This window comes from Tsuneonella sp. HG222, from assembly GCF_053819185.1.
On the sequence record NZ_JBSOQZ010000001.1, the window covers coordinates 1,443,122 to 1,464,542 of the forward strand.

Here is a 21,421-nt window from a genome sequence, read left to right on the forward strand (position 1 = left end):
GCACTTTGCGTCCCGCACCGCCACATCCACCCCATGCCGCAGCGCTTCAAGCGCGTGCCGGGTCTCCCGAGCCGCGAACAGATCCTCGAATTCATCCGCGAAGCGGAAGGTCCGGCCGGAAAGCGCGAGATCGCGCGCGAATTCGGCCTCAAGGGGCAGGAGAAGATCGCGCTCAAGAAGCTGCTGGGCGACATGGCCGAAGAAGGCCTGATCGACGGGAAGAAGAGCGCGTTTCACCGGATGGGCGGCCTGCCCAAGGTGACCGTGCTGCGCGTGGTCGAGATCGACGACGGCGAGCCCATTGCCATCCCCGACAGCTGGCAGCCGGAAGACGCCGTGCCCCCGCCGCGGGTCCGCATCGTGGAAAGCAAGAAGGGCGGCGCGCTGCGCAAGGGCGACCGCGTGCTTGCGCGGACCGAGGAGGCCGGGCGCGGCTTCCTGGCGCATCCGATCAAAAAGCTTCCCGCGGCGACCGATTCGATGCTCGGCGTGGTCGAACAGGACAAGGCCGGCGGTTTCTGGCTGGCGCCCGTGGACAAGCGGATCCGCAGTTCGTGGCCGATCAAGGATATCGGCGAGGCCGAGGTCGGCAATCTCGTGCTGGCCGAACCGACCGGCCGCGGGGCGCATTCGGGCGTCAAGGTGGTCGAGGTGCTGGGCGACCCGCTGGCGCCGCGCAGCTTCAGCCTGATCGCGATCCACAAGTACGGCATCCCGCATGTCTTCCCCGAAGCCGCGCTGGCCGAGGCGGAACTGGCGGCCAGGCTGCCGCTCAGCCAGGATAGGCGCGAGGATCTGCGGCACCTGCCGATCGTGGCCATCGATCCGGCCGACGCGCGCGACCACGACGATGCGATCTGGGCCGAGCCCGACGGCGAGGGCGGTTTCCGCGCGGTCGTCGGGATCGCCGACGTCAGTTTTTACGTGCGACCCGGCGGGGCGCTCGACCGCGAGGCGCGCAAGCGCGGCAACTCGGTCTACTTCCCCGACCGCGTCGTGCCGATGCTGCCCGAAATCCTGTCGGCCGACGTGTGCTCGCTGGGCGAGGGCGAGGATCGCGCGGCGATGGCCTGCCATATGCAGATCGATCCCAGCGGCAAGGTCAGCTCGTTCCGCTTCACCCGCGCCATCGTCCGCATCGCCGAAGTGATCGCCTACGAGGATGCGCAGGCGCGGTTCGACGGCGAGGGCGAGGAGAAGGAACTGCGCAACCTGTGGGCGGCCTGGGGCCTGCTCAACGCGGCGCGCGTCGACCGCGATCCGCTCGACCTGGACCTGCCGGAGAGGCGGGTGGTGCTCGATGCCGAAGGCAGGATCGCCGAGGTTGCCGTGCGCGAACGGCTCGACGCGCACCGCGTGGTCGAGGATTTCATGATCGCCGCCAACGTGGCCGCGGCCAAGGCGCTGGAAAGCAAGACCAGCCCGGTCGTCTATCGCGTCCATGAACCGCCGACGCGCGAGAAGCTGATCGCGCTGAAGGACTACTTCAAGTCGATCGGTCAGAACCTGGCGATGGGGCAGGTCATCACGCCGGGCCTGTTCAACCGCATGATCAAGGACGTGGCCGACCCGGCCGAGAAGGCCCTGGTGATGGAAGCGGTGCTGCGCAGCCAGACGCAGGCCTATTACGGGCCGCAGAACGCCGGGCACTTCGGCCTGGCGCTGGGCAGCTATGCGCATTTCACTTCGCCCATCCGGCGTTATTCGGACCTGCTGGTCCACCGCGCGCTGGTCGACGCCTTCGGCCTTGAGCAGCCGGAGCCGAAGGGCAAGCTGCCGGCGGCGAGCGGATTGTCGGAACAGGACCGTGCGGACCTGGGCAAGGTCAGCGAGGCGATCAGCCAGACCGAGCGCCGCGCGATGGAAGCCGAGCGCGATACGATCGACCGCTACGTCGCCGCGTGGCTGGCGGGCAAGGTCGGCGAGGTCTTCGACACCCGCGTGACCGGCGTGCAGAGCTTCGGCTTCTTCGCCACGATCCAGGGCTTCGGCGGGGACGGACTGGTGCCGGTCTCCACGCTGGGCAACGACTACTTCAGGTACGACGAAGGCGCGCGGGCGTTGATCGGCGAACGGACGGGCGAACGGTATGCGATCGGCCAGATCCTGAAGCTGCGCCTGGCGGAGGCCAATCCGCTGACCGGCGCGCTCAAGTTCGAACTGCCCGAAGGAAAAGGCGCCCCGGTCGAACCCCGCGGCGCCCGGCCGGAGACGAAGAAGGGCCGCAGCAAGCATCCGCAGGGCGGGGCGGGCCATGCCCAGGGGCGCAGGGGTCGCCCGGGCAACATCCGCCACCAGGGCCGCGGCAAGAAGAAGTAACTCCCGGCGATCAATCCGCCCGAAGGTTCAGCTCAGTTCGTCGATGCGCTCTTCGCCCAGGCCGCCGGGCACGATGAACAGCGGGCAGCGCAGCGATCCGGAATGGGCCGAGAAATGCGTCACCAGCGGGCCGGGCGTGCCCTCGGCGGCCGCCCCCAGGACCAGCGCGGCGACTTCCGGGTGGGTCTCGAGGTATTCGTTGATCACCCCGACGCCTTCGCCCACGCGCACCGCGATCTGCGGCATCTTGCCGCTTTCGGAAAAGAGCTCGCCCGCGGCGCCGCTGGCCAGCACCTCGGCCCGGTCGCGCGCTTCCTCCTCGATCGTCGCCTGGACGCCGCCAAACGCGTTGAACTGCTGGCGCGGCACGAGGGCCAGGATGTGTACCGTGCCGCCGGTGTCGGCGGCGCGGCGCGCGGCGAAGCGCAGGGCCAGTTTGGCCTCTTCGGTCTCGTCGATGATCGCCAGGTAGACCCGCATGTTTTCCCCGTTCCCCGGCGGCTCGTATCCGCCGAAACAGCGGCTTGCGCAAGAACCTTGCCCGCCGCGCGGTTATTCGCCAGAGGTCTTGCCGAGAGTGACCGCCTGACAGGAACAGCGCCCGACCCATGCCCATCGCCATCAAGATGCCCGCCCTTTCGCCCACGATGGAAGAGGGCACGCTCGCCCGTTGGCTGGTGAAGGTGGGCGACGAGGTCCGCGCGGGCGACGTCATGGCGGAGATCGAGACCGACAAGGCGACGATGGAGTTCGAAGCGGTCGACGAAGGCACGATCGCCGACATCGCCGTGGCCGAAGGGACCGAGGGCGTGAAGGTCGGCACCGTGATCGCCACGCTGGCCGAAGAGGGCGAGGATGCAGGCAGCGTGAAGCCCGCCGCCGAGGCCGCCGCGCCCGCTCCAGCGCCTGCCGCCAAGGAGGCGCCGCCGCCGGCAGCTTCCGCTGCGCCTGCGCCGTCACCTACCGCAGCTCCCTCCGCCGCCAACGCCGCGCCCGCGCCTTCGGGCGACCGCGTCGTCGCTTCCCCGCTCGCCAAGCGGATCGCGGCCGACAAGGGCATCGACCTTGCGGGGATCAAGGGCTCCGGCCCCAACGGCCGCATCGTCAAGGCCGACGTCGAGGGCGCGCAGCCCGCCGCCGCCGCCCCCGCAGCCGCCCCGGCCGCGAGTGCCGGCGCGTCCGCCCCGGCAACTGCACCCGCCGCAGCGCAGGACTTCGGCATCCCGCACGAGGTCGAGAAGCTGTCGGGAATGCGCAAGACCATCGCCCGCCGCCTGACCGAATCGAAGCAGCAGATCCCGCACATCTACCTCACCGTCGACATCCGGCTCGACGCGCTGCTCAAGCTGCGCGCCGAGCTCAACGATGCGCTGTCGGCCCAGGGGGTGAAGCTGTCGGTCAACGACATGCTGATCAAGGCGCTGGCTAAGTCGCTGCTGGCGGTCCCGGCGTGCAACGTGCAGTTCGCCGGCGACACGCTGCTCAAGTTCAGCCGGGCCGACATCTCGGTCGCGGTCTCGATCGAGGGCGGGCTGATCACCCCGATCGTCGTCGACGCCGGCAGCAAGGCGATCAGCGCCATCTCCACCGAGATGAAGGACCTCGCCGGCCGCGCCAAGGAAGGCAAGCTGCAGCCGAGCGAATACCAGGGCGGCACCGCCTCGCTCAGCAACATGGGCATGTTCGGGATCAAGCAGTTCGAGGCGGTGATCAACCCGCCGCAGGCGATGATCATGGCGATCGGCGCGGGCGAGAAGCGGCCCTACATCGTCGACGATGCGCTCGGCGTCGCCACGGTGATGAGCGCCACCGGCAGCTTCGACCACCGCGCCATCGACGGGTCCGACGGGGCTGCGCTGATGAAGGTGTTCAAGGAACTGTGCGAAAAGCCGCTGGGGCTGGTCGCCTGAGCGGCCGGCGCGCGGCATGACCGAACACCGCGATCCCGCGATCCGCGTCACGGCCATGCCGGCCGACGCCAATGCCTATGGCGACATCTTCGGCGGGTGGCTGATGAGCCTGATGGACAGCGCCGCCGGCCTCGTGGCCGCGCGGCGCACCAAGGGGCGGGCAGTGACCGTGGCGATGGACGGGATGCAGTTCCACGAACCCGTCAGTGTCGGCGACGAGGTCTCGGTCTACTACGAAATCCAGTCCATCGGCCGCACCAGCATGAAGATCGCGACCGAGGCCTGGCGCCGCCACCGGCACGAGGAAGAGGCGGTGAAGGTGACCGAGGCGGTCTTCACCTTCGTCGCGGTGGATGCCGAAAAACGGCCGCGGACGATCGAGCGGTGAGGCAAGGCGCTTTCCTACACGGTGCCCGGTGTGGCAGTCCGGCGGCATGACGCGGACCGTCCGGAATTCTTTCGCATGCACGGCAAGAAGGCGGCTCGCAGCGCCCAATTTTCTTGCCTCTGGACCGTGTAACATGCGGTCCATGTCCAAGTCTTTCGCTGGGCAGGCAGGGCCCGCAGTAGCCGGGGAGAATCGAGCATGAAACGTGTGATCCTGCTCGCTTCGGCCCTCGGCATGGCATCGGGCGTCGCGGCGCAGACCGCCCCGGCGAGCACCGAGCAGCATTACTATGCCCGCCCGGTCGAGGGCGAGGCGAAGGCGCGGCCATGGCTGGTGCTGATGCCCGGCGGCGGCGGCATGGACGTGTTCGGCGATACCGAGCATTACTTCAACGTCGCCCGCGAGTGGAACGCGGCCGGATGGGACGTGCTGCTGGTCCATTACCAGGAGGCGGCCAAACTGATCCCCGGCGCCGCGCAGAGCAACCCGGCCAGGATGGAAACCACCGTCATCGCCGATGCGCTGAATGTGGCGGGCGCGAAGGGCTGGCTCGACCTGCAGTGTCCCGGGATGGTCATGGGTTTCTCGATGGGCGGGGCGGGCACGCTCGGCCTGGCCGCCGATCCGCCCAAGACGCTGATCGGCGCGATCGGCTATTATCCGATGACCGCCGGGCAGGCGGCGCGCTATACGCCCAAGGTGCCGGTGCTGGTGCTGCAGGGCGATCTCGACCAGCTCACCACGCGCGATGCGCTGGATGCGCTCGTCGCGAAATCGGCGGACCGGTCGAAGCTGAGCGTCTTCCACTTCCCCTCGGCGCACCACGGGTTCGACATCCCGTCGCTCGCCAAGCCGGTGACCTTCAACGGCGGCACGTTCCGCTATAACAACGGTGCGGCGCTCGCCGCGCAGGCCGAGGTGGAGGCGTTCCGCAAGACCCAGCTTGCCGCGGCGAATGCCCCGGCCGAATGCAGATGACAGGATAGACCATGGCAGACCAATACGACGTCATCGTTCTGGGCTCGGGCCCGGGTGGCTATGTCGCCGCGATCCGCGCGGCCCAGCTTGGGCTGAAGACGGCCATCGTGGAGCGCGAACTCCTCGGCGGCATCTGCCTCAACTGGGGCTGCATCCCGACCAAGGCGCTGCTGCGTTCGGCGGAGATTTTCCACTACATGCAGCACGCCAAGGACTACGGCCTGGCCGCGCAGGCGATCAGCGCCGATCTGGACGCGGTGGTCAAGCGCAGCCGCGGCGTCGCCAAGCAGCTCAACCAGGGCGTCACGCACCTGATGAAGAAGAACAAGATCGCGGTGCACATGGGGGAGGGCACGCTGACCGGCCCGACCAGCCTGACGGTGAAGGGCGAGAAGGGCGAACAGAAGCTCACCGCCAAGCACATCATCGTCGCCACCGGCGCCCGCGCGCGCGACCTGCCCTTCGCCCCGACCGACGGCAAGCGCGTGTGGACTTATCGCCACGCCATGACCCCGCCCGAAATGCCCAAAAAGCTGCTGGTGATCGGATCGGGTGCGATCGGCATCGAGTTCGCCAGCTTCTACAACGACATGGGCGCCGAAGTTACCGTGGTCGAGATGCTCGACCGGATCGTGCCGGTGGAAGATGCCGACGTTTCGGCCTTCCTCGAAAAGAGCCTGACCAAGCAGGGCATGACGATCCTGACCGGCGCCGGCGTCGAGGAACTGAAGGTCACCGGCAGCGGCGTCAGCGCGAAGATCAAGGGCAAGGACGGGAAGGTCACGAGCGGCGAGTTCAGCCACTGCATCGTCGCCATCGGGATCGTGCCCAACACCGAGAACGTGGGCCTCGAAAAGCTGGTCGAGATGGATCGCGGCTTCATCCAGATCGACGACTACGGCCGCACGAAGTCGAAGGGCCTGTGGGCCATCGGCGACTGCACCCCCGGCCCGTGGCTGGCGCACAAGGCGAGCCACGAGGGCGTTACCGCCGCCGAAGCCATCGGGAAGGAACTGGGCAACAAGGACGTGCACCCGCATCCGCTGGACCGGCGCAACATCCCCGGCTGCACGTACTGCCACCCGCAGATCGCCAGCGTGGGCCTGACCGAGGCGAAGGCGAAGGAAGCGGGCTACGAGGTGAAGGCCGGCACATTCCCGTTCATCGGCAACGGTAAGGCGATCGCACTGGGCGAGGCAGAGGGCTTCGTGAAGACCGTGTTCGACGCGAAGACCGGCGAACTGCTGGGCGCACACATGGTCGGCGCCGAGGTGACCGAGATGATCCAGGGCTATGTCGTGGGCAAGACCCTCGAGACCACCGAAGCCGAACTGATGCAGAGCGTGTTTCCGCACCCGACGATGTCGGAGGCGATGCACGAAAGCGTCCTCGCCTCGTACGGCCGGGCGCTGCACATCTGACGCGATCCGGGGGCAGAGTGGCGGACAGGGTGGGATTCGAACCCACGGTGGACTTGCACCCACGGCGGTTTTCAAGACCGCTGCCTTAAACCACTCGGCCACCTGTCCGTTGCGGCGTCGGCTATCGGCAAAATCGGCCCATGTCACCCGTGACTTGTGGCGCGCGATAAATTAGACATAGTCAACCGGTCGCAAGGGAGAGATTTCGATGAAGGTTGTGCGCAAGGCGTTGCTGGCGGCTGCCGCGGGATGGGCAGTGCTGTCGGGCGGGTCCGCCATGGCGCAGGCCAGTTGCGACCGGGCGACTCTGCAGGACATCGCCGACCGCTACGTCAAAGCGCAGGCCGACGGCTCGATGTTCGCCCTGCCGGTGGGCGAATGGGTCGACTACCGCGAGAATCTGGTCATGTCGTCGAGCGCGACGGGTGTGCTGGGCACCGCGCGCGAGTTCGCCTGGACGTCCAAGCTGCTCGATACCGCGCAGTGCAGGGTCTACGTCGAAGGCGTGATCACGGCGCCCGAGCCCTATGTCCTGGCGACGGTGGTCAACAACGGGTTCTTCGGCGTGAACCAGATCAGCACCATGGTCGGCAGCGGCGATGCGAATGCCGTGATGGCGGCTGCCAAGGCCGAGGATTGGGCCGAGATTCCCGCGGCATCGCGCGCGGCCCGCAAGGATCTGATCGCTGCCGCCGATGCGGTTCTCGACGCCGAGGCTACGCCCACCGTGGGCCGGGACTACATCGTCGACGAGGCGCGCGGCGCAGTCGGCGTGTTCGCCCGCGTCGGCTCTGCCGAAGGGCGCGCCACGGCACACGTGTTCCGCATCGAAGACGGCGCGGTCAAACATCACCGGGAAAACCCGGCAAGGGAGTAGCCGCAAGCGCAGGCGCGCGGCTTGGAGAGGGGTACGCGAATGCTGAAGAAGACATTGGCCTTGGGAGCCATCGCCGCCGCAACCGCGGCCATCGCCACGCCCGCGGCGGCGCAGAACGCCGGCGGAAGCTGCGAGCGCGCCATGCTGCAGGACATGGCCGACAAGTACATCAAGGGCCAGACGGAGGGCTTGCCGCTCTACCTGCCGATGGGCAACTGGGTCGTCTATCGCGAGAACGGCAAGCTATCGACGATGTCGCAGGGCGTGTTCTCGACCGCCTTGCCGATCGATTTCAGCCGCGCCCTGCTCGACACCGAGCAGTGCAAGGTGTTCCTCGAGATGGTCAGCCATTCGGGCAGCAAGCCTTACACGCTCGCCGTCCAGTTCGGCGCGCGCGGCGGCAACGGCAACAACATCGAAGTGGTCACCGCGACCAAAGGCGACTGGCTGTTCGATGCCAAGTACACCTACGAATATGCCCGGCGCGAAGCCTGGCCGGAAATCCCGGCCGACAGGCGCAACACCCGCGCCGAGCTGAAGGCGGCGGCCGACGCCTATCTCGACCTGTTCAAGGACAAGACCGTCCAGGTCCCGTGGGGGACGCCGTGCCACCGCCTCGAAGGCAGCATCTACACCAGCGGCGAGAGCTGCAACGTCGGCGTGCCGGACAACATCGACATGGTCGAGCGGCAATACGTCATCGACGAGACCATCGGAGCGGTCGACGTCATGCTCAAGATGGGACCCGGCCAGCGCCCGGACAGCCACCTGTTCCGCATCGAGGATGGCAAGATCCGCTTCATCCACACGGTGACGAACTGCCTGGGAACGGACAACTGCGGTTTCGGGTCGTTCGACGAGATGATCGCCAAGCGCCCGGAATTGAGGCCGCCTTTCAAGGACTAGTCCCGCGTGGGCGGCATCCTGGCGACATTCGGTCCGTCAGGGATTCACAGCAGGGCGGCAGCGTGCAAAGGTGGCCGGATGCGAATCCTTGCCCGTCTCCTGTCCTTTGCCACCGTCGTTCTCGCCACCGCATCGGTCGGCAATGCCCAGAGCATGCCGTTCGATTCCTATCTCCAGCTCGTCGCCGCCAAGGCGCGCGGGCAGGGCGTCAGCGAGCGGGCGGTGCGCGAAGTGCTGAGCGGGTTGCAGCCGAACCAGCGGGTGATCGCGCTCGACCGCGACAACATCTCCTCGGGCGGCAGCGTCGGCGGCTTTCCGCCGCTCGCGCCCTATATCCGCAGCCACAACACGCAGGCGCGGATCGACGCCGGGCGCCGGGCCTACAGCCGGCTCGCCCCGCTGGCAGCCCGGATCGAGCGTGAGTACGGCGTTCCCGAACCCGTGATCCTCGCGATCTGGGGGCACGAAACGAGCTACGGCGCGGTGAAGGGCAACTTCGACCTGCCGCAGGCGCTGGCCACTCTCGCGTGGGAAGGGCGCCGCCGCGATCTGTTCGAGGGCGAACTGATCGACACGATGAAGATGGTCGACCGCGGCGTGCCGCGCTCGCGCCTCGTCGGAAGCTGGGCCGGGGCGTTCGGCAACCCGCAGTTCCTGCCCAGCGTCTACCTTCGTCTGGCGCAGGACGGCGACGGCGACGGACAGGCCGACATCTGGAACAGCGAGGCCGACACGTTGGCCTCGATCGCGAATTATTTTCGCGATGCCGGGTGGCGCCGCGGCCAACCCTGGGGCGTGCGCGCCTTCGTCCCCAATTCGGTCGATCGCGGGGCAGTCGAAAGCCGCCTCGTGTCGCCGGTCTGCCCGCGCGTCCACGTGCGCCACAGCAAGTGGATGAGCGTGCGCGAGTGGCGCGATCGGGGCGTGATTCCGCAAGGTTACATCGCCGACGACGCGATCGCGGCGCTGTTCGAACCCGACGGTCCCGCAGCACCCGGGTATCTCTTAACTCAGAATTATAGGGTTATCCTCGAATATAACTGCTCGAACTACTACGCGATGAGTGTGGGGTTGCTTGCAGATGAGATTGCCCGTTGAACCTTTCCGCCGCCTCGCGCTGGCCCTGAGCGCGTCCCTCGCCCTGTCGGGGTGTGGCATTTTCCAAGGCGGCGATGGCGCCGCCAGGCTTCAGTCCGCCCCGAAAGGCGTTGCATCGAACGTGTCCTACACGGTCGCGGGCCAGCCGCAGGGCGCGGCCGGCGCTCCCCTTCCCGCAAGCGCGAGCATTGCTCCGTCGGTGCAGGGCGGAGGCGGAGTGGGGCCTGCAGGCGATTATCCCGTCACCGTCGGGGAACCGTACCGCATCGGGACCACGCTCTACACTCCGGCCGACAAGCTCAATTACGACGAGGTCGGCTACATCGCCGCCGATACCGGTGCGGGTGTCACGGTGGCCCATCACACGCTCCCGGTGCCGAGCTACGTCGAGATCACCGCTCTGGACAGCGGACGCACGATCCTGGCGCGCGTCGAGCGCCGCGGGCCGATGACGAGCGAATCCCTGGTCGCCCTGTCGCCGATGGCGCTGGAAGTCCTTGCCGCAACTGCCGGCACTCCGGTCCGGGTGCGGCGCGTCAATCCGCAGGAATTCGACCGAGCGAAGCTGCGCTCCGGCCAGTCGGCCGCAGCACGAATGGATACGCCGGAAACCTTGCTGACCGTCCTCAAGCGCAAGCTGCCGGATGGCGGCCTGCAGAAGCCGGCCCCGGTGCAAGCCCAGGCCCAGGCTCAGGCCCTTCCGAAAGCCGTGCCCAGCGTGGCCGTCCCGCCCAGCACCGTCAGCCGCGAACTGCCGCAGGTAGCTGCTGCGCCGGCTCAGGTTCAGCGCCCGGCCGTCGCGGCCCTGCCGCGCCCGAGCCTGCCGCCGCTCGGCAGCCCAGCCCAGCCATACCGCGCGCCGACGGTGGTCGCCACGCTTCCGGCACAGCCCGCGACCATCCCGGTTGCCCGTGGTGCAGCCCCGGTTGCTGCTCCGGTCGCCGCCGCTCCTGTCGCACGGCCGACTGTTCAGACCCCGCCACAGCAGACGGCCGTGAGGGCCGCCAGTGCCGCCAGCGGCGCATATGTGGTGCAGGTCGCGGCACTGAGTTCGCTCCAGCGGGCGCAGAGCCTGGCCGGGACCATCGGCGGCCAGGTCAGCAAGACCGGCTCGCTCTATCGGGTGCGCACGGGGCCGTTCACTTCCCGTGGGCAAGCCGAGGCGAGCCTCGCAAAGGTGCGCGCCGCGGGCTATAGCGAGGCTCGAATCTTCACCAACGGCTGATCGTGCCGGCGCTCACCGCCCGGCGGTGGGAGCAGGCTTGAAACACGCGATCACGACGGTCCTGGGCATGGCGCTGCTGGCCGGCGCCGCCCTCTCCGCGCCCCAACGGCAACCGGCCGATGCGACGGCGGCCCCGGCGGAACCGGTCGACCGTGAAATCCCGGTGGCCCTGCTGGTCGACCAGACCTCCGGGCAAACGCTTTTCTCGCGGGATGCCGACCGGCGCTTCCTGCCGGCTTCGGTAACCAAGATCATGACCGTGTTCACCGCCTTCGAACTGGTCGAAAGCGGCAAGCTGTCGCTCGACCGCATGGTGGTGATCGACCAGGCGCTGGAGGACGAATGGGGCGGTGAGGGTTCGACCCTGTTCCTCGAAGCGGGCGATCGGCTCACGGTGGGCGAACTGCTGCTGGGCGTTACGACGGTTTCGGCAAACGACGGCTCGGTTGCTCTGGGCCGCGCCGCTGCAGGCTCCGATGAGCAATGGCTGGGGCTGATGAACGCCAACGCCGCCAGGCTCGGGATGAATGACAGTCACTTCGGAACGGCGAACGGTTACCCGGACGAAGGCAAGACCTGGACCAGCGCACGCGACTTGGCGATCCTTGCCGAGGCGCTGACGACGCGCTTTCCCAGCCTCTACAAGCGCTATTTCGGGCACAAGGGCCTCGCCTATCACAACATCGTCCAGGCGAACCACGACCCGATCATCGGCGTCATCGAAGGAGCGGACGGTATCAAGACCGGTTACACGCGCCAGGCGGGCTACAACTTCGTCGGCTCGGCCGAGCGTGGCGGGCGGCGGCTGACCCTGGTAATCGCCGGCGCCCCCACGGCAGGCATCCGCGACCGGGCGGCGCGTGACCTGATGAGCTGGGGTTTCGACAATTTCTCGAGCCGCCGCCTGCTGTTCGCCGATACCACGGTGGCAACGGTCGATGTCCAGGGAGGGGCTGCGCTCACCGTCCCCGTCAAGACGGACAGGCCCGTGTTCGTGAACCTTTCGCGCGGCCGCGACGCCGGGATCGACCTCTCGCTGCGTTATCGCGGCCCGGTCGAGGCGCCGCTCAAGGCGGGGGACGTCGTCGCCACCCTGCGCGTCGCCGTGCCGGGGAAGGAGCCGCACGACGTTCCGCTCGTCGCGGCGGCCTCGGTCGAAAAGGCAAATGGCGCACAACGATTGCGCAACGGTGTTGTGGGGTTCTTCCGTTGAGCCGCGGTCGCTTTATCGTGCTTGAAGGAGGGGAGGGGGCCGGCAAGTCCACTCAGGCGCGGCTCCTTGCCGACAACCTCGCTGCACGCGGCCTGGACGTCGTCCTCACGCGCGAACCCGGCGGAACACCGGGGGCAGAGGCCATTCGCGCGCTCCTGCTCGATCCGCAAGGCGCAGGATGGGAGGCGCCGGCGGAGGCTTTGCTGTTCGCTGCCGCCCGGTCGGACCACGTCGCGCGCCTGATCCGCCCTGCGCTGGACCGCGGGGCATGGGTGGTGTGCGACCGGTACATCGATTCGAGCCGCGCCTATCAGGGTGTGGGGCTCGGTCTTGCCGATGAGGACATCATGGCACTGCACCGGATCGGATCGAACGGGCTGCTGCCCGACCTGACGGTCCTGATCGAAGTCGATCCGGACGAAGCGTCCCGCCGCCTGGCCGCGCGCGACGGTGACGCGAGCGACCGTATCGGCGGCCGCGATGCAGCGTTTCATCAGGGGGTGAGGAGCGCGTTCGATGCCTTCGCCGCAAGTGAACCGGGCCGCTTCGCCCGAGTTGACGGCTCGGGCGACATGGAAACCGCGTGGAAAGCCATTTGGTCGGCGGTCGAACCCTTGTGCGGTGAACAACCGTGAACCTGACCGGTCACGAGGAGCCCTGGCGGGCCTGGCGCGCGGCGCTGGAGGGCGACAGAATGCACCATGCGTGGCTGCTTTCCGGGCGCCGCGGTGTGGGGAAGGGCGCCTTCGCGCTCGCAGCCGCGCGCGAACTCGTCGGCGGTCCTGCGACCGGCGATCACCCCGACATCATCGTCCTGTCGCACCTGCCGAAGGACGATAAGGAGGCGGCCAAGCGCGCGGACGGCAAGCCCTACGAACTGGCCCGCAACATCAGGATCGATCAGATCCGCGGCATGCAGCAGCGGCTGACCACGCGGCCCACGATAGGCGAGAAGCGAGCGATCATCGTCGATCCTGCCGACGACATGGAATCGAACGCTTCGAACGCTCTGCTGAAGAGCCTGGAGGAACCACCCACCGGCACGTTCTTCCTGCTCGTGGCGCACCGTCTCGGCCGACTGTTGCCGACGATCCGCTCGCGCTGCCGCATCCTGCGTTTCCCGCTCGTCGGTGCCGAGGAGATCGACGCGATCCTGCGCAGCGAGGTTCCCAAGGCCGATGCCGCCACGCGTGCCGCGGCGATCGCCGCATCGGGCGGTTCGCCCGGCGCGGCCCTCGATTTCGTCGAACTGGGACTTGCCGACCTGCATGGGCTGATGCGCACCCTCGTGCGCCAGGGGGACGGCGACTTCATGCTGCGCGGGGCGATGGCGGACGCCATGGGTGCCCGGCCGGACCGGCAGCGCCAGCTTGCCGCCATAGAACTGGCGCGATCGGTCCTGGCGGACGAGATGCGCTCCACCCCGCTCGGCCGGGTGAGCGCGCTCGCCGATGCTCATGACGAGCTGACCGTCCTTGCCGCCCAGGCGCCGACCTACAATTTCGATCCGGGCCTGCTGGTGATGGAAATCGGCAGCTTGCTCGCCACGCTCGGCAGCCCTAGGGCCCAAGGGCATGGCTGAGCCTTATTACATAACGACCGCTATCCATTACCCGAACGGAAAGCCGCACATCGGCCACGCTTACGAGACGATCGCGGCCGACGTGGCTGCGCGGTTCCAGCGGATGCAGGGGCGCGAGGTGCGCTTCCAGACGGGTACCGACGAGCACGGCCTGAAGATGGCGCAGAAGGCGCGCGATCTGGGCATCACGCCGCGCGAGTTGGCGGACGAGATGTCGGGGCACTTCCGCGAGTTGTTCGATCGGCTCGACATCTCCTACGACCGCTATTTCCGCACCACGGAAGACGTGCATCACCGTGCGAGCCAGGCTCTTTGGCAGGCGATGGAGGCCAACGGCGACCTTTATCAGGATCGGTACGAAGGCTGGTATTCGGTCCGCGACGAAGCCTACTACGACGAGAGCGAGCTCGTCGCCGGGGAGGGCGAAGAGAAGCTTTCGCCCCAGGGCACCCCTGTCGAGTGGACGGTGGAGGAGAGCTGGTTCTTCCGCCTGTCGAAGTACGAAGTGCCCCTCCTGCAGCTTTACCGCGACAATCCGGAATTCGTCCGGCCCGCGTCGCGCCTGAACGAAGTGCGCAGCTTCGTCGAAGGCGGATTGCGCGACCTGTCGGTCAGCCGCTCAAGCTTCGACTGGGGCGTGCGCGTGCCCGGCTCCGAAGACCATGTGATGTATGTCTGGGTCGACGCGTTGACCAACTACTTGACCGGCTTGGGTTATCCCGACGATACCGAGGATTTCCGCAAGTTCTGGCCGGCATCGGTCCACCTGATCGGCAAGGACATCGTACGCTTCCATGCGGTCTACTGGCCCGCATTCCTGATGAGCGCGGGGATCGCCGTTCCCAAAGAGGTGTTCGGCCACGGATTCCTGCTCAACCGCGGCCAGAAGGAATCCAAGTCGCTCGGCAACGTGACGGATCCGCACGATCTGGCGGACCGGTTCGGAGTGGATCCGCTCCGCTACTTCCTGCTGCGCGAATTCACCTTCGGGCAAGATGGCAGCTATTCGGCACAAGCTATTGCCAACCGGAATAATTCCGAGCTGGCCAACAGCTTCGGCAACCTTGCCCAGCGGACCCTCTCGCTGCTGTACAAGAATTGCGACGGCCGGCTGCCCGGGATCGATACGCATACCGACGCCGACAACGCCCTTTTCGAACTATTGAGCCGCGTCACGCAGGTGGAGATGCCGGCAGCCTACGATCGTCTCGCATTCGCGCAGGCGCTGGAAAGCTGGATGAGCGCCGTCTTTGCCTGCAATGCCTACATCGACGAGCAGGCGCCCTGGGCGCTGAAGAAGACCGATTTCGACCGCATGCAGACCGTCCTGGCGACGCTTTATATTGCCATTGCCCAGCTCGCCGTGCTCGCGCTGCCGGTGATGCCGGGGTCGATGAACAGGCTGCTCGAGGCAATGGGAATCGCACCCGATCTGCGCTCCGTCGAAGGCATCTGGTCACACTGGTATTCGCCGCTGGCGGAGAGTGGCTTCCAGCTCGAAAAGCCCGAAGGCCGGTTCCCCCGCATCGAGCTGCCGGCAGAGGACGCCGCCTGATGCTGGTCGATAGCCATTGCCACCTGGAATACGAGGGCCTGGTCGAGAACCAGCACGCCGTGCTCGAACGCGCCAGGGCGGCCGGGGTGCGCCAGTTCCTCAATATCTCGACCCGGCAGAGCGAATGGGACCGCGTGGTCGCCACCGCCGAGCGCGAGCCCGACGTGTGGGCCAGCATCGGCATCCACCCGCACGAGGCGGACCAACACGCCGACCTGGGTGAAGGGGCCCTGCTCGAGGCATCCGACCATCCGCGCGTCGTCGGCCTGGGCGAAAGCGGTCTGGATTATTACTACGACAAGTCCGACCGTCAGGTGCAACAGACCCTGTTCCGCATCCATTGCCGCGTCGCGCGGCAGACCGGACTGCCCGTGATCATTCACACCCGCGATGCCGAGAGCGATACCGTGTCGATTCTTGAGGAGGAGCTGGGCGAGGGGGCCTTCCCCGCGCTGATCCACTGCTTCACTGCGTCTCCCGAGTTCGGACGCAGGGTGCTGGAACTTGGCCTGTCGATTTCGCTTTCGGGAATTGTGACTTTCAAGAACGCGAAAGACCTGCAGGCCTTTGCCCGCGAGATTCCTGCTGACAGGCTCCTTGTCGAGACCGACAGCCCGTTCCTCGCACCGGTCCCTCATCGCGGCAGGACCTGCGAGCCGGCTTTCGTTCGCGACACCGCTCAATTCGTTGCCGACCTGCGCGGAGAGACGGTCGCCGAACTGGCCGAGACGACCACCGAAAACTTCCACCGATTGTTCGAGAAGACGGCGTGAAGCTGCTCGTTCTCGGCTCGGGCACCTCGACCGGGGTTCCGCGGATCGGGAATGACTGGGGCCTCTGCGATCCCGCCGAACCCAGGAACCGCAGGACGCGGGTCTCGATCATCGTGGAGAATTCCGCCGGCTCGCGCATCCTGGTCGATACGTCGACCGATCTGCGCCAGCAGTTGCTCACCAACGGGATCGAAAGCGTGGACGCGGTCGTCTGGACCCACGATCACGCCGATCACTGCCACGGGATCGATGATCTGAGGCCAATGCGCTTCGGACGCGATGGAGCATTGCCGGGATACGCCTCCACCGAAACGGTCAGGCGCCTTCGGCAACGCTTTAGCTACGTTTTTGCCGGACGCTACGGCTATCCTTCGATCGTTCAACTGGAGACGCTCGACCGCGTAAAGATCGTTGCCGGGTTCGGCGTGACAAGCTGTGAAATGCCGCACGGACCCATCACCAGCACCGGATTTCGTTTCGAATGCGATGGCAAATCCATCGGATATGCGACTGATTTCTCTGCGATTACTCCCGAGATGGTCGATCTGTTTGCAGGCTTGGATGTCTTGGTAACCGACTGCCTGCGCCGCGAACCGCATCCGACCCACGCAAGCCTGGCCACCGCAATCGAGTTCGGCAAGGTGACCGGGGCGCGGACGACCGTGCTGACGCATCTCGACAAAAGCATGGACTATGCCGAGTTGTCCGCGGAGACGCCCGACAATGTCATTGTGGGTTACGACGGGATGGAGATCGTCCTGTGACGACGATGTCATGGGTTTCGATCATCGCGCTCACCGGATGGCTCGTGCTCGCGTTGTCGGCTTACCGATCGCACCGGCTGTCGGGCAAGACGATGATGGTACAGGGGTTCATCTGGGCAAGCATATTCCTTCTGGTCGCCGTTGTGTTCGCAGCCGTTGCGCGAGGATGACGCCCCCCGCGACGCAATCCTGATTTAACATAATATATATTATCATCGTTAGATGTCCGAGCAAATAACCCGCCTCCTGACCATCATGGCCCGCCTCCGCGACCCCAGCACCGGTTGCGAATGGGACCGCGCGCAGTCGTTCGCCACGATCGCACCGTACACGCTCGAAGAAGCCTACGAGGTGGCCGATGCGATCTCGCGCGGCGACATGGACGATCTGCGTGGCGAACTCGGCGATTTGCTGTTCCAGGTCGTATTTCATTCGCAGATGGCCGAGGAAGCCGGACACTTCGCATTCAATGATGTCGCTCGCTCGATCTCGGACAAGATGGAATCCCGCCACCCGCACATTTTCGGCGACGCTGATCAGGCTCCCGATTGGGAAAGCCTGAAGGCCGCCGAGCGCGCCGATGATGGCGATCACAGCGCCATGGACGGCGTCGCGGTGGCGTTGCCCGCGCTTGTCCGGGCGGAAAAACTCCAGAAGCGCGCAGCGCGTGCCGGTTTCGATTGGCCCGATCCCAGCGGTCCCGCCGACAAGGTGCGCGAGGAGATGGAAGAGCTTCGCGATGCCGCCGACAAGTCTCAGCGTGTCGAGGAAGCAGGCGACCTTTTGTTCGCAGCGGTCAATCTCGTAAGAGCGTACGGCATCGCGCCCGAAGATGCCTTGCGATCGGCCAACGCAAAATTCGAAGCGCGCTTCCGCGCTATGGAAGCTCTGGCGGCCGGGCAGGAAAATTTTGCCAGGCTATCGCTCGAACAGCAGGAGCAACTCTGGCAGCAGGTCAAGGCTCACAGCGAGCAGTAGCGCCCGAACTCCTTGTCGGTCAGCCTGACTTCGACCCGGACAGAAGGCCCCTGCTCCGCCCCGGCAACTTCCTGCTCCTCCAGCACTTCGCCATGGGCATGGAGCCAGGCGATGCGCGCGCCATCGCCCGCAGGTACCAGAAGGTTGTGCACCTTGGCGCCTTCGGTCAGCAGATCGCCGATGCGCGTGAGCAGGTCGTCGACACCGGTGCCCGTCAAAGCAGAAATCGGCACGATCTCGTCTGAGTTTGAGGCCTGGACCAAGAGCTCCTCCCCTGTCTGGGCATCGAGCAGGTCCCACTTGTTCCAGACTTCGAGGATGGGCACGCGGCTTTCGCTTCCCTCCCCCCCGATCACCTCGAGATCCTGAAGGATATCCAGAACCTGCTTCCGCTGTGCGGCGCTGTCCGGGCTGGCGATATCGCGCACGTGCAGGATGAGGTCGGCTTCAGTCACTTCCTCGAGCGTCGCCCTGAACGCCGCGACGAGCTGCGTCGGAAGGTCGGAGATGAAACCGACCGTATCGGAAAGGATCGCCTTCTCCACGCCCGGCAACTCGATCGCCCGCATCGTCGGATCGAGGGTGGCGAACAGAAGGTCTTCGGCCATCACGCTTGCCCCGGTGAGCCGGTTGAAGAGCGTCGATTTTCCGGCATTGGTGTAACCCACCAAAGCGATGACCGGCCATGGAGCCCTCCCCCGGCGCTTGCGATGCAGGGCGCGTGTCCGGCGGACTTGCTCCAACTCGCGCCGCAGCCTGCCCATGCGGTCGCGGATCATGCGGCGGTCCGCTTCGATCTGCGTTTCGCCCGGGCCGCCCAGGAAACCGAAGCCGCCTCTCTGCCGTTCGAGGTGGGTCCAGCTCCTGACAAGTCGGCTCTGCTGATAGTCCAGGTGAGCGAGCTCGACCTGCAAACGCCCTTCGGCCGTCGCTGCCCGTTCGCCGAAGATCTCCAGGATCAGACCAGTGCGGTCGATGACCTTGCGCTTCAGCTTTTCCTCGAGGTTGCGCTGCTGGATCGCCGACAGGGCACCATCGACGATAACCAATTCGGCTTCATGCAGTTCGCAATCGGTGGCTATCCGCTCGATCTGGCCTTCGCCGAACAGGGTAGCGGCGCGGGCTTGCCTGACGGGCAGCACGTAAGCCTCGGCCACGATGAGCCCGATTGCCAAGGCAAGTCCCTTGGCCTCCTCAAGGCGCGCTTCGGGGTCCTGATCGTGGCGCTGGCCGCGGATATCCGGACACACGACAAGGGCCCTCGCCCCGCGCGAGACTTCACCGATCTGTTCGTCGAAACTCAGGCTGCATCGCCCCCATTGCCAGATGTGTCGCCATCGTCGTCCCACTCGGTCGAGAGATCGACCGCTACTGCGGGCTGAATGGTTGACACTGCGTGTTTGTAGGCGAGCTGAACGAAGCCCTCCCGCTCGAGCAGCATGCAGAACAGGTCATAGGCGGCGATGCGCCCCTGGAGCATGACCCCGTTGACGAGGAACATGGTGACCTGAACGCCCGCATCCCTGACGCGACTGAGAAAAATGTCCTGCAGCAAGCGCTGCTTCCGCCCACCGTCGGTCCCGCCGGCGAATTGCGCCGCATCGACCGATTGGCTCGGCATGATGGTGGAGATGGCGTGCTTGTAGACCAGCTGCGACTGTCCGTCGCGGCGCAGAAGTATCGAGAAATTGTCGAACCAGGTGACGATGCCTTGCAGCTTCACGCCTTTCACAAGGAACATTGTGACCGGCATCTTCTCGCGCCGAAGGTGGTTTAGGAAGACGTCCTGCAGGTTGGCGGCCCGGCCGGCATTTCCGGTCGGGGCGGGCGAGGCTTCCTCACGCGACGGCTTGGGGCGCGCGGAAAGTGTACCTTTCGACATCGGCATTGGTCCTTCTTCTTTATTGGCAGACAACGGCAATGTCCGCATTCTGGCTCGGCAAGCCGGGCCGGTGATCACCTCGCAGACCTCCGGGTTGCCCCGGCAATCCTGCAAATCAATGACAAATAGTTCAGTTCCTTGCGGGCGCTGTCAATCCCGTCATTCCCCTCCGTCACGATCTCCCATGCCGAGCAGCTTGAGCTTCCTGTGGAGAGCGGAGCGCTCCATCCCGATGAATCCGGCAGTCTTGGAAATGTTGCCCGAGAAGCGGCGGATCTGGATGCGCAAGTACTCCCGCTCGAAGCTTTCCCGCGCCTCGCGCAAGGGAACGCCCATCAAAGCTGACATGCCCTGCCCGTCCTCGCCCGATCGGCCGGTAATCTCCTCGGGAAGCATGTCGGCTTCGATCCGCGCAAGCCGATCGCGCGGCGCCAGGATCACCGTGCGTTCGACGACGTTGCGAAGCTGCCGCACGTTGCCCGGCCAGTCGTAGGCCTGCAGCGCTGCAAGCGCTTCGGGCGCCAGATCGGGTGCGGCCACCCCCTGCTCGTTGGCGTATCGGGCGAAGAAGTGCTCGGCCAGGGCGGGTATATCGTCGCGCCGTTCCGCAAGCGGGGGGATGGCGACGGGCACGACGTTGAGGCGATAGAACAGGTCTTCGCGGAAGCGCTTCTCCTCGATTTCCCGTTCGAGATTGCGCGAAGTCGAGGAGACGACCCTCACGTCCACCCGCAGTTGCCGGTTGCCGCCGACGCGCGCGAAGCTCTGGTCGGTGAGCACGCGCAGGATGCGCGCCTGGGTGCTGGGCGGCATGTCGGCCACTTCGTCGAGATAGAGCGTTCCGCCGTCGGCCATCTCGAGCATTCCGGGGCGGACGAGATTGCCGTCAGCCTCCTCGCCGAACAATTCCTGTTCGAACCGTTCGGAGGTGATGCGCGCGGAATTGACCGTGACGAAGGCCTTGTCGGCGCGCGGGCTCCAGGCGTGCAGCAGGCGCGCGGCGACTTCCTTGCCGGCCCCTGCCGGTCCGGTGATCATTACCCGGCTGCCGGTGTTCGCGACGCGCTTCAGCGTCGCACGCACGGTATTGATCGCGCTGGAGTTTCCGGTGAACTCTTCCGATTGGGTGAACCCTTCGCGCAGCCGGGCATTTTCCCGCCGGAGACTCTCGGTCTCGGTCGCACGGGCGACGAGGTGCAGCAGCCGCCCCGCCTCGAAGGGCTTCTCGATGAAATCCATCGCGCCGCGGCTCACGGCCGAAACGGCGGTGTCGATGTTCCCGTGGCCAGAGAAGATGATCACCGGCAAGGTCGGCTCGCGGGTCTTGATCTCGTCCAGCATCTCGAGCCCGTCCATCGGGCTGCCGTGAAGCCACACGTCGAGCAGGACCAGGCTTGGCCGCCGCTCGTCGATCATCGCGAGCGCGCGGACGCTGTCGCCAGCGATGCGACATTCGTAACCCTCGTCGCTCAGCACACCGGCAACGAGTTCACGGATATCCTGTTCGTCGTCGACCACCAGGATGTCGAGCGCCATCAATCGTTCTCCGTCA

General features: G+C 66.3%; 21 protein-coding genes and 1 tRNA gene. 17 read left to right on the plus strand and 5 right to left on the minus strand.

Features of this window, described 5'->3' with window-relative positions; all coding sequences use genetic code 11:
- Positions 1–33 precede the first annotated feature (33 nt).
- Positions 34–2,319 carry a ribonuclease R gene (gene rnr, locus ACWPMZ_RS07245; RefSeq protein WP_455703335.1) on the plus strand — a complete coding sequence of 762 codons (2,286 nt, stop codon included), beginning with the start codon at positions 34–36 and terminating at the stop codon, positions 2,317–2,319.
- A 27-nt stretch (positions 2,320–2,346) separates the two neighbouring features.
- On the opposite strand, the gene ACWPMZ_RS07250 is transcribed toward rnr, so the two are convergent.
- Positions 2,347–2,799 (minus strand): universal stress protein, encoded by a 453-nt coding sequence (locus ACWPMZ_RS07250; RefSeq protein ID WP_455703336.1) that lies wholly within the window; start codon positions 2,797–2,799, stop codon positions 2,347–2,349.
- 128 nt (positions 2,800–2,927) lie between these two features.
- On the opposite strand from ACWPMZ_RS07250, the gene ACWPMZ_RS07255 reads away from it, so the two are divergent.
- From ACWPMZ_RS07255 to lpdA, 4 genes are all read left to right on the plus strand, one after another.
- Positions 2,928–4,229 (plus strand): pyruvate dehydrogenase complex dihydrolipoamide acetyltransferase, encoded by a 1,302-nt coding sequence (locus ACWPMZ_RS07255; protein ID WP_455703337.1) that lies wholly within the window; start codon positions 2,928–2,930, stop codon positions 4,227–4,229.
- 16 nt (positions 4,230–4,245) lie between these two features.
- Positions 4,246–4,617, plus strand: a complete 372-nt coding sequence (locus tag ACWPMZ_RS07260; protein WP_455703338.1) for an acyl-CoA thioesterase — start codon at positions 4,246–4,248, stop codon at positions 4,615–4,617.
- A gap of 198 nt (positions 4,618–4,815) precedes the next feature.
- Entirely contained in the window at positions 4,816–5,595 is a 780-nt protein-coding gene (locus tag ACWPMZ_RS07265; protein WP_455703339.1) for a dienelactone hydrolase family protein, read from the plus strand.
- An 11-nt stretch (positions 5,596–5,606) separates the two neighbouring features.
- Positions 5,607–7,016, plus strand: a complete 1,410-nt coding sequence (gene lpdA / locus ACWPMZ_RS07270; protein ID WP_455703340.1) for a dihydrolipoyl dehydrogenase — start codon at positions 5,607–5,609, stop codon at positions 7,014–7,016.
- An 18-nt stretch (positions 7,017–7,034) separates the two neighbouring features.
- On the opposite strand, the gene ACWPMZ_RS07275 is transcribed toward lpdA, so the two are convergent.
- Positions 7,035–7,124 (minus strand) — tRNA-Ser (locus ACWPMZ_RS07275).
- 100 nt (positions 7,125–7,224) lie between these two features.
- On the opposite strand from ACWPMZ_RS07275, the gene ACWPMZ_RS07280 reads away from it, so the two are divergent.
- The 12 genes from ACWPMZ_RS07280 (at position 7,225) to mazG (ending at position 17,987) form a co-directional block, all read left to right on the plus strand.
- Positions 7,225–7,893 carry a hypothetical protein gene (locus tag ACWPMZ_RS07280; RefSeq protein ID WP_455703341.1) on the plus strand — a complete coding sequence of 223 codons (669 nt, stop codon included), beginning with the start codon at positions 7,225–7,227 and terminating at the stop codon, positions 7,891–7,893.
- A 39-nt stretch (positions 7,894–7,932) separates the two neighbouring features.
- A complete protein-coding gene (locus ACWPMZ_RS07285) occupies positions 7,933–8,799 on the plus strand; it encodes a hypothetical protein (RefSeq protein WP_455703342.1) in 867 nt (288 codons plus the stop codon).
- Between the two features lie 78 nt (positions 8,800–8,877).
- On the plus strand, positions 8,878–9,897 hold the full coding sequence (locus ACWPMZ_RS07290) for a lytic murein transglycosylase (RefSeq protein WP_455703343.1): 1,020 nt from the start codon (positions 8,878–8,880) through the stop codon (positions 9,895–9,897).
- A gap of 121 nt (positions 9,898–10,018) precedes the next feature.
- Positions 10,019–11,122 (plus strand): SPOR domain-containing protein, encoded by a 1,104-nt coding sequence (locus ACWPMZ_RS07295; RefSeq protein ID WP_455703344.1) that lies wholly within the window; start codon positions 10,019–10,021, stop codon positions 11,120–11,122.
- A 37-nt stretch (positions 11,123–11,159) separates the two neighbouring features.
- Positions 11,160–12,335 carry a serine hydrolase gene (locus ACWPMZ_RS07300; RefSeq protein ID WP_455703345.1) on the plus strand — a complete coding sequence of 392 codons (1,176 nt, stop codon included), beginning with the start codon at positions 11,160–11,162 and terminating at the stop codon, positions 12,333–12,335.
- Positions 12,332–12,970, plus strand: a complete 639-nt coding sequence (gene tmk, locus ACWPMZ_RS07305; protein WP_455703346.1) for a dTMP kinase — start codon at positions 12,332–12,334, stop codon at positions 12,968–12,970. Before ACWPMZ_RS07300 ends, tmk begins: the two co-directional genes overlap by 4 nt.
- Positions 12,967–13,917: a DNA polymerase III subunit delta' gene (locus ACWPMZ_RS07310; RefSeq protein ID WP_455703347.1), complete on the plus strand. Its 951-nt coding sequence runs from the start codon at positions 12,967–12,969 to the stop codon at positions 13,915–13,917. The genes tmk and ACWPMZ_RS07310 overlap by 4 nt, the downstream gene beginning before the upstream one ends.
- Positions 13,910–15,472, plus strand: a complete 1,563-nt coding sequence (metG, locus tag ACWPMZ_RS07315; RefSeq protein ID WP_455703348.1) for a methionine--tRNA ligase — start codon at positions 13,910–13,912, stop codon at positions 15,470–15,472. The genes ACWPMZ_RS07310 and metG overlap by 8 nt, the downstream gene beginning before the upstream one ends.
- Positions 15,472–16,245, plus strand: coding sequence for a TatD family hydrolase (locus ACWPMZ_RS07320; RefSeq protein ID WP_455703349.1), 774 nt, complete (start codon positions 15,472–15,474; stop codon positions 16,243–16,245). Before metG ends, ACWPMZ_RS07320 begins: the two co-directional genes overlap by 1 nt.
- Entirely contained in the window at positions 16,242–17,009 is a 768-nt protein-coding gene (locus ACWPMZ_RS07325) for an MBL fold metallo-hydrolase (RefSeq protein WP_455703350.1), read from the plus strand. Before ACWPMZ_RS07320 ends, ACWPMZ_RS07325 begins: the two co-directional genes overlap by 4 nt.
- Positions 17,006–17,179, plus strand: coding sequence for a hypothetical protein (locus ACWPMZ_RS07330; protein ID WP_455704204.1), 174 nt, complete (start codon positions 17,006–17,008; stop codon positions 17,177–17,179). Before ACWPMZ_RS07325 ends, ACWPMZ_RS07330 begins: the two co-directional genes overlap by 4 nt.
- A gap of 52 nt (positions 17,180–17,231) precedes the next feature.
- Positions 17,232–17,987, plus strand: a complete 756-nt coding sequence (gene mazG / locus ACWPMZ_RS07335) for a nucleoside triphosphate pyrophosphohydrolase (protein ID WP_455703351.1) — start codon at positions 17,232–17,234, stop codon at positions 17,985–17,987.
- Here mazG and hflX read toward each other — a convergent pair.
- From hflX to ntrX, 3 genes are all read right to left on the minus strand, one after another.
- Positions 17,972–19,273, minus strand: a complete 1,302-nt coding sequence (gene hflX, locus ACWPMZ_RS07340; RefSeq protein ID WP_455704180.1) for a GTPase HflX — start codon at positions 19,271–19,273, stop codon at positions 17,972–17,974. The genes mazG and hflX overlap by 16 nt on opposite strands.
- Before the next feature lie 14 nt (positions 19,274–19,287).
- A complete protein-coding gene (gene hfq, locus ACWPMZ_RS07345; RefSeq protein ID WP_455703352.1) occupies positions 19,288–19,869 on the minus strand; it encodes an RNA chaperone Hfq in 582 nt (193 codons plus the stop codon).
- Between the two features lie 159 nt (positions 19,870–20,028).
- Positions 20,029–21,405, minus strand: a complete 1,377-nt coding sequence (gene ntrX / locus ACWPMZ_RS07350) for a nitrogen assimilation response regulator NtrX (RefSeq protein ID WP_455703353.1) — start codon at positions 21,403–21,405, stop codon at positions 20,029–20,031.
- Between the last annotated feature and the right edge of the window lie 16 nt (positions 21,406–21,421).

Coding starts and splice junctions, on each gene's coding strand:
- rnr (WP_455703335.1), top strand. CDS start 34: ATGCCGCAGCGCTTCAAGCGCGTGCCGGGTCTCCCGAGCCGCGAACAG.
- ACWPMZ_RS07250 (WP_455703336.1), bottom strand. CDS start 2,799: ATGCGGGTCTACCTGGCGATCATCGACGAGACCGAAGAGGCCAAACTG.
- ACWPMZ_RS07255 (WP_455703337.1), top strand. CDS start 2,928: ATGCCCATCGCCATCAAGATGCCCGCCCTTTCGCCCACGATGGAAGAG.
- ACWPMZ_RS07260 (WP_455703338.1), top strand. CDS start 4,246: ATGACCGAACACCGCGATCCCGCGATCCGCGTCACGGCCATGCCGGCC.
- ACWPMZ_RS07265 (WP_455703339.1), top strand. CDS start 4,816: ATGAAACGTGTGATCCTGCTCGCTTCGGCCCTCGGCATGGCATCGGGC.
- lpdA (WP_455703340.1), top strand. CDS start 5,607: ATGGCAGACCAATACGACGTCATCGTTCTGGGCTCGGGCCCGGGTGGC.
- ACWPMZ_RS07280 (WP_455703341.1), top strand. CDS start 7,225: ATGAAGGTTGTGCGCAAGGCGTTGCTGGCGGCTGCCGCGGGATGGGCA.
- ACWPMZ_RS07285 (WP_455703342.1), top strand. CDS start 7,933: ATGCTGAAGAAGACATTGGCCTTGGGAGCCATCGCCGCCGCAACCGCG.
- ACWPMZ_RS07290 (WP_455703343.1), top strand. CDS start 8,878: ATGCGAATCCTTGCCCGTCTCCTGTCCTTTGCCACCGTCGTTCTCGCC.
- metG (WP_455703348.1), top strand. CDS start 13,910: ATGGCTGAGCCTTATTACATAACGACCGCTATCCATTACCCGAACGGA.
- ACWPMZ_RS07320 (WP_455703349.1), top strand. CDS start 15,472: ATGCTGGTCGATAGCCATTGCCACCTGGAATACGAGGGCCTGGTCGAG.
- mazG (WP_455703351.1), top strand. CDS start 17,232: ATGTCCGAGCAAATAACCCGCCTCCTGACCATCATGGCCCGCCTCCGC.
- hfq (WP_455703352.1), bottom strand. CDS start 19,869: ATGTCGAAAGGTACACTTTCCGCGCGCCCCAAGCCGTCGCGTGAGGAA.
- ntrX (WP_455703353.1), bottom strand. CDS start 21,405: ATGGCGCTCGACATCCTGGTGGTCGACGACGAACAGGATATCCGTGAA.